At 72.9% G+C, this 7,414-nt stretch carries 7 protein-coding genes and 1 pseudogene; 2 read left to right on the top strand and 6 right to left on the bottom strand.

Annotation, left to right across the window (positions count from 1 at the left end; translation table 11 throughout):
- Positions 1 to 61 precede the first annotated feature (61 nt).
- The 4 genes from scpB to NBZ85_RS24605 are packed head-to-tail and all read right to left on the bottom strand — an operon-like array spanning position 62 to position 3,341.
- Complete coding sequence (gene scpB / locus NBZ85_RS24620) at positions 62 to 661, bottom strand: SMC-Scp complex subunit ScpB (protein ID WP_261559386.1); 600 nt, start codon at positions 659 to 661, stop codon at positions 62 to 64.
- Positions 658 to 1,569, bottom strand: coding sequence for a segregation and condensation protein A (locus NBZ85_RS24615; RefSeq protein ID WP_261559387.1), 912 nt, complete (start codon positions 1,567 to 1,569; stop codon positions 658 to 660). The genes scpB and NBZ85_RS24615 overlap by 4 nt, the downstream gene beginning before the upstream one ends.
- Positions 1,570 to 1,622: 53 nt before the next feature.
- Entirely contained in the window at positions 1,623 to 2,312 is a 690-nt protein-coding gene (locus tag NBZ85_RS24610) for a zinc metalloprotease (protein ID WP_261559388.1), read from the bottom strand.
- Between the two features lie 39 nt (positions 2,313 to 2,351).
- Positions 2,352 to 3,341, bottom strand: coding sequence for a ParA family protein (locus NBZ85_RS24605; RefSeq protein WP_308205060.1), 990 nt, complete (start codon positions 3,339 to 3,341; stop codon positions 2,352 to 2,354).
- Positions 3,342 to 3,615: 274 nt separating this feature from the next.
- Here NBZ85_RS24605 and NBZ85_RS24600 point away from each other — a divergent pair, with 274 nt between their 5' ends.
- Together NBZ85_RS24600 and NBZ85_RS24595 are read left to right on the top strand one after the other, a co-directional pair.
- Positions 3,616 to 4,704: an S-(hydroxymethyl)mycothiol dehydrogenase gene (locus tag NBZ85_RS24600; RefSeq protein WP_261559389.1), complete on the top strand. Its 1,089-nt coding sequence runs from the start codon at positions 3,616 to 3,618 to the stop codon at positions 4,702 to 4,704.
- Between the two features lie 284 nt (positions 4,705 to 4,988).
- The gene (locus NBZ85_RS24595) at positions 4,989 to 5,639 is read left to right on the top strand and encodes an MBL fold metallo-hydrolase (protein ID WP_261559390.1); all 651 of its coding nucleotides are present in this window, start codon (positions 4,989 to 4,991) and stop codon (positions 5,637 to 5,639) included.
- 37 nt (positions 5,640 to 5,676) lie between these two features.
- Here NBZ85_RS24595 and NBZ85_RS24590 read toward each other — a convergent pair whose 3' ends face one another.
- The gene (locus tag NBZ85_RS24590) at positions 5,677 to 5,988 is read right to left on the bottom strand and encodes a GlsB/YeaQ/YmgE family stress response membrane protein (RefSeq protein ID WP_261559391.1); all 312 of its coding nucleotides are present in this window, start codon (positions 5,986 to 5,988) and stop codon (positions 5,677 to 5,679) included.
- Between the two features lie 127 nt (positions 5,989 to 6,115).
- Positions 6,116 to 7,414, bottom strand: a pseudogene (locus tag NBZ85_RS24585) (hypothetical protein); the annotation flags it as partial.

Genomic DNA, 7,414 nt, shown 5'->3' with positions numbered 1-7,414 from the left:
GGGCGGCCGTCCCGCCGGGCGCGGGCGTCGCGCGGCGCGCGGGGGCGGTCAGCAGCAGCGTTCATGAGGCAACGATGTCATCCAGATCGTCGAGTCCAGGCAGCAGGGGGGCCAGCGGCGGGAGCTCGTCGAGCCCGCGCAGGCCCATCCGTTCGAGGAAGTAGTCGGTGGTTCCATACAGGATGGCACCGGTTTCGGGATCGTGCCCGATCTCCTCGACGAGCCGGCGGGCGGTGAGGGTGCGGATGACGCCGTCGGCGGAGACGCCGCGCACCGCGGCGATCCGCCCGCGGCTGACCGGTTGCTGGTAGGCGACCACGGCGAGTGTCTCCAACGCCGCCTGGGACAGCCGGGCGGACTGGCCGGCGAGCACGAAGCCCTCCACCCAGGGGGCACACTCGTCGGCGGTGTAGAACCGCCAGCCGGTACCGATGTGGCGCAGCCGGAAGCCGCGGCCGTCGCGGACGTATCCCTCGGCGAGCTCGGGGAGCAGCCGTTCGATCTCGCGGGCCGAGGCGCCGAGCCCGGTGGCGAGCTCCGCAACGCCGGCCGGCCGCTCAGCGACCATGAGCACCGCCTCGAGCAGCGCCGCCAGCGGCGGCCGGTCCGCGGCCGCTGGCGGGCCGTCCGCACCCGCACCTGCGCCCGGCAGTTCGGTCACGATGCCACCTCCCGCGGTTCGTCGTCGTCGGCCGGATCCTCTTCGTACAGTCCCCGGCCGATGGCGAGCAGGTCGCCGTCCGCGGCGGGGTCGGCGGCGATCCAGCGCACTGTCAGCTCCCCGAGCGGGATCTCCTGGTCGAAGGAGATCCGGCCTTCGCGGAACAGCTCCAGCAGGGCCAGGAACCGGGCGACGACCTCGATGGTCTGCTGGCAGCCCGCGCACAGCGTGCGGAAGTCCGCGGCGCCGAGCTCCCGCAGCAGCATGATGATGGCGAGCATGTGCTCCCGGACGCTGATCCGAGGCAGATGCACATGGTCGGTGGCGACCAGCGGCGGCAGTGGCGGCTCGCGCAGCCGCGCGGCCAGCGCCGCGAGCTCCGTGGGGCCGATGCCGATCTGCACCTCGGGCAGGGCGGCGGCGTAGCGGGGCTCCAGCGGCACGGCCCGGGGCACGTGCCGGGCCTCCAGCGCCATCAGGCCGGCGAACAACGCCGACGCCTCCTTGTACGCCTTGTACTGCAGCAACCGGGCAAACAGCAGGTCGCGGGCCTCGAGCAGGGCAAGGTCCTCGGCTTCGTCCTCGGACAGCGCGCCGGGCAGGAGCCGGGCGGCCTTGAGGTCGAGCAGGGTCGCCGCGATCACCAGGAACTCGGTGGCCTGGCCGAGGTCGAACCGGTCCCCCAGCCGCCGGATGTGGGCGACGAACTCGTCGGTGACCTGGGACAGCGCGACCTCGGTCACGTCGAGGCGGTGCTTGGCGATGAGCGAGAGCAGCAGGTCGAACGGGCCGGTGAAGTTGGCGAGCTCGACGACGAAGGGCTCGGGCCGCCCGCCGCGGGCGGTCGGCGCCGCCGACTGCTCGGCGCCGGCCGCACCGGCACCGGCACCGGCTCTGGACCCGCTCATAACGCCACGCTACCGGGCTGCGGGCCAGTGCTCCGCCGGTCATGATCTCGCTGTCAGGCCAGGTTGAGGCCGATCAGGGCGGCGAGCCCGCGCAGCAGCGGGCCGATGAGCTGGCCGACGACCGACGGGAACCCGACGAACAGCACCGGCAGCAGCAGCAGGGCCAGCAGGATGACGAGGCCGATGTTGCCGTCGGTGAGCCGGTGGTGGAGGCTGCGCCAGCCCTGGGAGGTCCCGCCGAGCAGGAACACCAGCCGCCCGGCGTCCGTCGGCGGGACCGGGATGAGGCTGACGATGAACATCGAGCCGAAGGTGATCGCCAGCCACAGGGTGAGCTCGGCGGCGAAGCTGTCCGGCACGGTCACCTCGGTCACCCGGTCGCCGAGGAAGACCCGCGCCGGGTCGCCGACCACCTGGAACAGCGCGAGCGAACCGAGGGCGAGCAGCAGGTAGGCCAGCGGGCCCGCGAGCACCGCGACGGCGACGTGGAAGCGCCGCCGCCGCCACACGTCGTTCATCGGCACCGACTCGGCCCAGCCGTGGCCGACGATGAACACGGCGAGCCCGCTGAAGGGGCTGAGCCTGTCCTTGACCCCGGTGGTCAGCCGGCCGCTGCGCAGCGGGGTGGGGTCGCGGACCACGCGCGCGGTGAGGACCTGGGCGGCGTCATGCGCGAACACCCCGATCAGGAACGCGACGACGATCCCGAGCAGCGCCGCCGGCTCGGCAAGATGGAAAAGCACGTCGCTACCTTTTCGCGCTGATCACCGAAAAACCGGGATTCAGCCGACGAGCGGGGGCGTGTTGTGCCGAACCATCACCTCGCGGGCCAGCCGCCGGTAGCCGGCGGCGCCCACCGAGGTCGGCGCGTACGTCGTGATCGGCTCACCGGCCACGGTCGTCTCCGGGAAGCGGACCGTGCGGTTGATCACCGTGTGGAACACCTCGGCGGGGAACCGCTCGACGACGCGGGCCAGCACCTCGCGGGCGTGCAGCGTGCGGGCGTCGTACATGGTGGCCAGGATGCCGGCGAGCTCGAGGCGCGAGTTGAGCCGCTCGCGCACCTTGTCGATGGTCTGCAGCAGCAGCGCGACGCCGCGCAACGCGAAGTACTCGCATTCCAGCGGGACGATGACGGCGTCCGCCGCGGTCAGCGCGTTCACGGTCAGCAGGCCGAGCGAGGGCTGGCAGTCGACGAGGATGACGTCGTAGTCGTCGAGGATGGGGGCGAGCGCGCGGGCGAGGCTGTGTTCGCGGCCGACCTCGGTGACCAGCAGCACCTCGGCGGCGGACAGGTCGATGTTGCTCGGCAGCAGGTCCAGATTGTCGACCTGGGTCTCGACGATGACGTCACGGACGTCGGCGTCCCCGCCGAGCAGCAGGTCGTGCACGGTCAGGTCGAACTGCATCGGGTTGATGCCGAGGCCGACCGACAGCGCGCCCTGCGGGTCGAAGTCGACCAGCAGGACGCGGCGGCCGTACTCGGCGAGGGCGGCGCCGAGGTTGATCGTGCTGGTGGTCTTGCCGACGCCGCCCTTCTGGTTGCACATGGCCACGATCCAGGCGGGACCGTGAGCGGTCAGCGAGACGGGGACGGGGAACGACGGCAGCGGCCGGCCGGTGGGGCCGGGCTGGCCCACCCCCTCGTCGACGCTCCCGCCGCCGGCTTCGAGCCGCCCGTCTTCAGACAACTTGGGTTCACCGACCGTCACCTCGCCGTAGGCGCGGCGGATCGGAGAATCGACGGAGGGAGCATCGGCAAATCGGACCACGGAGGGATTGCTCCTTCTACAAAGAGCAGAAACGGACCGGTAGGAGCGTACCGACACTCACCCGTTCCCGGCAGCGCTGGGTGGCCGTAAAGCGGCGTGTCGCGCCATCGGGGGCGGTGCGCGTTGGACGGGTCACGCCCACAGGGGTACGAAATCATGCACCAGGGGTCACCGATGCGGTTCGGTCAGGCTTGCATCGCGCCGGATGCGGCCGTGAGCGTGCTCGGCGGGTCGACGGCGATGAGGCGTTTTTCCAAGCGAAGGGAGCCCTCCTATGGGCGCACAGACAGTGGAAGCGGTGGTGGCCCGGCACAAGGGCGCGCCGGTCGGCCTGGAGCGGATCATCGTCCCCGACCCGGGGCCGGGCGAGGCCCGCGTGCGGGTGCACGCCTGCGGCGTCTGTCACACCGATCTGCATTACCGTGAGGGCGCGATCAACGACGACTACCCGTTCCTGCTGGGCCATGAGGCTGCCGGCACGGTCGAGTCGGTCGGCGAGGGCGTGACGGGCCTGGCCCCCGGGGACTACGTGGTGCTGGCCTGGCGGGCGCCCTGCGGCACCTGCCGGGCCTGCCGGCGCGGGATGGCCTGGTACTGCTTCGACTCCCGCAACGCCGCCCAGCCGATGACGTTGGAGGACGGTACGCCGCTCGCGCCGGCGCTGGGCATCGGGGCGTTCACGCCGCTCACCCTGGTCGCTGCGGGCCAGTGTGTGCCCGTGGACCCGGCGGCGCGGCCGGAGGCGGCCGGCCTGATCGGCTGCGGGGTGATGGCCGGCTTCGGCGCGGCGGTGAACACCGGGCGGGTCACCCGCGGGGAGACGGTGGCGGTCATCGGCTGCGGGGGCGTCGGCAACGCGGCGATCGCCGGCGCCGCCATCGCCGGCGCCCGCAAGATCATCGCGGTGGACGTCGACGAGCGCAAGCTGACCTGGGCCCGCCACTTCGGAGCCACCGACACCGTGGACGCCCGCACGGTCGACCCCGTGCAGGCGGTCCGCGACCTCACCGACGGCTTCGGCGCCGACGTCGTCATCGAGGCGGTGGGCCGCCCCGAGACGTACCGGCAGGCGTTCGACGCCCGCGACCTGGCCGGGCGGCTGGTCCTGGTGGGGGTGCCGGACCCGGCGATGACCGTGGAGCTGCCGCTCGCGGAGGTCTTCGGCCGCGGCGGCCACCTGTCGTCGTCCTGGTACGGCGACTGCCTGCCGAGCCGTGACTTCCCGATCCTCATCGACCTGTACCGCCGCGGCCGCCTCGACCTCGACGCCTTCGTCACCGAGACCGTCGGGATCGGCGACGTCGAGGAGGCGTTCGCGCGGATGCGCCGCGGCGACGTGCTGCGCAGCGTCGTCGTCCTCTGACCGCCCCGCGTCTCTACGGGCCCGGGTCCCCTGACGGCTCCGCGTCCGCGACCCTCGGGGCGCCCCGGGAGGGTGACCGCCGCCACCCTCGTCGGGGGTGGCGGCGGCAGTCACGGTCTGTGGCGGCGTCACGGTGACGGCGGGGTGACCCGAATTCCGGAGACGCCCGATACGGTCGACGCGTCGGGGACCGCCGCCGGGCCGGCGGCGCACCCCCGCACAGCGGGCGGACCATCCGGGTTTCCGACCCGATCGGGAGTTCCGGATCCAGAGGAGCGGGCGCGATGACCGGCAGTGCGGGGCTTCGAGTGGACCGCGTGATCACCCGCGGTGACTTCACTCTGGACGGCCAGACGTTCACCGTCGACAACAACGTCTGGCTGGTCGGCAACGACCAGGAAGTCCTGATCATCGATGCCGCACACGACCCGTCGGTGATCGCGGCGGCGGTCGGTGCCCGCGTCGTGACCTCGATCATCGCCACCCACGGGCACAACGACCACATCAATGCGGCGACGGAGCTCGCCGACCTGGTGCGGGCGCCGATCGCGCTGCACCCGGCCGACGTGATGCTGTGGCGGACGGTCTACCCCCACCGCGCGCCCGACCGATCCCTCGCCGACGGGCAGCTCGTCGGGCTGCCCGGCGGCGGGTCGCTGCGGGTGCTGCACACCCCGGGGCACTCCCCCGGCGGAATCTGCCTGTTCGGCGAGGTGAACGCAGAACCCGTGCTGTTCAGCGGCGACACCCTGTTCCGCGGCGGACCGGGGGCCACTGGGCGGTCCTACTCGGACTTCCCGACGATCCTCGCCTCGATCCGCGCGAAGCTGCTCACCCTGCCGGCGAACACCGTCGTGCACACCGGGCACGGCGACGACACGACCATCGGCGAGGAGGGCGTCGACTACGACGACTGGGTCCAGCGGGGCCGCTGACGGGCGGCGCAGGGCCGCCCGCAGCGCCGTGAAGCGGTCACAGCCGCCCAGCCGTGTGCCGGTCGTGGCGGTTGTGGTGATCGCCCCGGGTGTGCCGCGTCGCCCACAGCGGCGCGACGGCGGCGACCAGCGCGATCGCGACACCGACCTGCAGAACGTGCCGGATCCAGTCGATGCCGCCGGTGTGGCGCACCCCGATCGCACTGGCGATCACGTTGCCGACCAGCGCGCCCACGATGCCGAGGACGGCCGTCAGCCAGAGCGGAATATCCTGCTTACCCTGGAGGATCAGCCGAGCCAGCAGGCCGATCACCAGACCGGCAATAATGATCCAGATTATTTGAAACACCGCACACCCCCAACGGAGAAGCCTGCCCTAGTTTTCTCCGTCACCGTCCGAACACAAACCCGTCCGACCCCGGTGGGTAATTGAGATTACCGATCCGGGTTACCGGGTAGCTGGGCCAGAAATGTGGTCAGCGCGGCAGAATTCGGGTGTCGACCGCGTGCAGATTGACCGTCAGCCGGCCCTGCTGCATCCCGGGAACCACATCGACGAGGAAGTATCCGTGTAGCCGGTAGAAGCCCTGCGCGAAGTCGAAACTGGCTCCGCCGCCGGTCAGCCCGGTCAGCCGGTAGGTGGTGCCTGTGCAGCCCTGACCGGGACCGAAGCCCGGCGTCTGGCCAGGGCCCGGCGCGTCGCACGACGCGAACAGGGTGAAGTTCGGCAGCGGGTCGCCCCCGAGGTCCGGGCCGGGGAAGAAGGCCCGCTCGTTGCCCTGCCCTGGCGCCAGGACCTCCAGGAAGATGACCGCGGTGTTGTGGACGGTGACGAACTCGCCGAACTGCCGGCTCTGCGCGAGCTGCCCGATCGCCCCGCGGAACGCGGGAACCGCCGACATGGGCACCATCTGCACTTTCGTCAGGGCGGTGACGACCGGTGACGGCGCAGCCGAGGAGGGCGCAGCCGGGGACGGCGGCCCGCCGGGCGCGCCGACAGGTCGGCCGGCGCTGGACGACGGCCGCAGATCCAGCCCGACCCCGGGACCGGAGCCGCCGGTGGGAACGACCCGGAGCACGTGCGGCGGCGCCGGTTGCCGGGACTGGGCGTGATCGGGCTCGTCCGCGGCGTGGGCGGCTCCCAGCGCGGCCAGACCGGCAACCGCCGCGGCCAGCGCGGCCAGGGCCGCCGTCCGCCTCGGGTACCGGGCCGCATGGCCGGCCCGGCCGCGCGACCTACCGGCGTCGTCCGGCCCCCCCGCGGGGGCCGGCTCGACCGGGCCAGGCCCGGTCTGACCGTCGTTCGCCACTCGCGGCCCGACCCGTGAGGCGACCCACTCCTGCGACGGCACGGCCCACTGCTCGTCCTGCCGCACCGGCCGCGCGTCGGGCCCGGACCCTGCGGCCCCGCCGGCCACGGAACCGGTCGACACCGGCTCACCGGCCGGCGTTCCCCCTCCCCCGGACGTCGCGGCCCGCACCGCGGAACCTGCGTCCACCGCGGCCGCGGCGGGCCCGCCCGGCGCATCGGCTGGGTGAGGCTCTGCCGCCGGGGTCGCCGTCCGGGGCGGATTCGCCGGCTCCGGGCCCGCCGAGCCCTCCCAACCGGCGGGGCTCTTCCAGACGAACGAGCCCTCCGCACCGGCCGACCCGGGCATCTCCGCCGGGGAACCCGCACCGGTCGTCGCCACCGCGGAACCCGCAGGCGCGGATGCCGCACCCGTGGACGTCCCTGAGCGCTCCACCCGGCCCTCGCGCTCCACCCGGCCCGGCTC

It is taken from the genome of Frankia tisae, from assembly GCF_025403405.1.
In the GTDB taxonomy this organism is placed as follows: Bacteria; Actinomycetota; Actinomycetes; order Frankiales; family Frankiaceae; genus Frankia; species Frankia tisai.
Note: the sequence above shows the minus strand (reverse complement) of the source record. Positions and strands in the feature narration are given on the sequence as shown.